The following is a 1,554-nucleotide window of genomic DNA, read 5'->3' as shown; positions in this document are numbered from 1 at the left end:
CCGCTGAGGCGGGATCCTACTGGATCTCGAGTCTTCGAGAAGCCGTCAGCCGCGATTACGCCATGTGAAGAACTCCGCTCTCAGACTGGATTGAACGAAAGTCCGGGGAAGAGTGCGGTCAGGAACAGGCGCAGCAAAAGGCCGAGCCAGCGGATGAGGCGGCCGAAGTTGTAGCCGGCGGCGGCGAGGACGGCGTTGGCGGCATCCCCCTGGCGGAACCAGAGATAGTTGCGGCCCATGCGGTGCTCGGCCTTGAGATGGCCGATGACGGGTTCGACGGCGGCCCTGCGGCGCAGTTCGCGCTTGATCCTCGGCGTTACCCCTCGCTTCTGGCCGGAGATGAAGACTCTGAACCTGTAATCGGGCGGCGCATTGTGACCGCGATATCCCTTGTCGGCGAGGAGGCGCGCGATGACGTTGCCGATGAGCGCCTCCATGTCCGGGATCACGGTGGCCAGTGTATGGCCGTCATAGGGATTGCCGGGCAGCGCCTTCACATGGGTGACGAACTGGCCGCCCTTGGCGTGGCCGATCGTGGTGGCGACGGAGACTTTGACGCCGAACTCGTAAGGCCGGTGGGCCTTGCCTTTGCCGATGCATTCGACTTCCGGCGCGTGCAGGGAATAGACCTTCGGCCCGCGCTGATGCTGCTTCTGATCGCGCACGCGCCGCGCGAGCGCCAGCAGCTTTGTGAACGCCGCTTCGAGCGCGCCGCTACCCTCGATCTTGCGGCCGACATCGCGGATGACGCGGCCGAGATAGGTGCGCAGCTTCCTGAGCGCCCGGTTGGCGCGCTTGAACTGCTTGGCGTGGGCATAGCGCTGATGCTGGATCAGGGCGAACTTGCCCACCCGCGCATAGGACTGGCGCAACGGCACCGCGTGAAGCTTCGCCAGCTGCACCAGCTTCTCGCGCGCCCGGTTCAGAAGCTTCGCATCGGTGGGGAACATCACGTTCTTGGGCTGAACCGTAGTGTCGACGATCACGCGCGACAGCTCGGACGGCTTGATCGCCTTGGTCCTGGTGGCAACCGACAGGCTCTCCTGGATCAGCGCAGCCAGCCGTTCCTCGCCCATCCGGTTGCGCCAGCGCGTCAGCGACGAGCGGTCGAACACCAGCCGGTGCTGGAAGAACTCTTCTCCGCAGAAGTATTGGTAATAGGGGTTCTCGACCCACCGCTCGCACAGCACCTCGTCGGACAGGTCGTAGGTGTGCTTGAGGATTGCCAGCCCCGCCATCAGGCGCGTCGGCAGCGGCGGCCGGCCGGGATCATCGGTGTAAACCTCGCCGAAACGCTCCTCCAGGACCCCCCAATCCACCGTCCGCCCCAGCGGATGCTTCATGTCGATGATCTGATCGAGCCGGGACCGGAAAAGGTCCTGCTCTCCCGTCTCGCTCCGCTCCCGTGGCCGCATCTGATCCCCTCGCCAAAGCAGTCAAAGGCGAGTGAATCACAAATTAAGTTTGCAAGGAATCCCGTTCCAAAGGCCTGTTTTCCGGCAAATCCAGTTACGGCAAAATGCCGTTTCCGGATTCCAAATCAACGGCTTCGGA

1 protein-coding gene is annotated in these 1,554 nt (G+C 63.5%); it reads right to left on the bottom strand.

Annotated features, from left to right (window positions below; all coding sequences use genetic code 11):
• Positions 1–80 precede the first annotated feature (80 nt).
• Entirely contained in the window at positions 81–1,415 is a 1,335-nt protein-coding gene (locus tag G8O24_RS42400) for an IS5 family transposase (RefSeq protein ID WP_006022538.1), read from the bottom strand.
• Positions 1,416–1,554 lie beyond the last annotated feature (139 nt).

The organism is Bradyrhizobium campsiandrae (assembly GCF_014529705.1).
GTDB lineage: Bacteria > Pseudomonadota > Alphaproteobacteria > Rhizobiales > Xanthobacteraceae > Bradyrhizobium > Bradyrhizobium campsiandrae.
The sequence above is the reverse complement of the archived record's forward strand: the minus strand, read 5'-3'. Positions and strand labels throughout refer to the sequence as shown.

Coding starts and splice junctions, on each gene's coding strand:
- G8O24_RS42400 (WP_006022538.1), bottom strand. CDS start 1,415: ATGCGGCCACGGGAGCGGAGCGAGACGGGAGAGCAGGACCTTTTCCGG.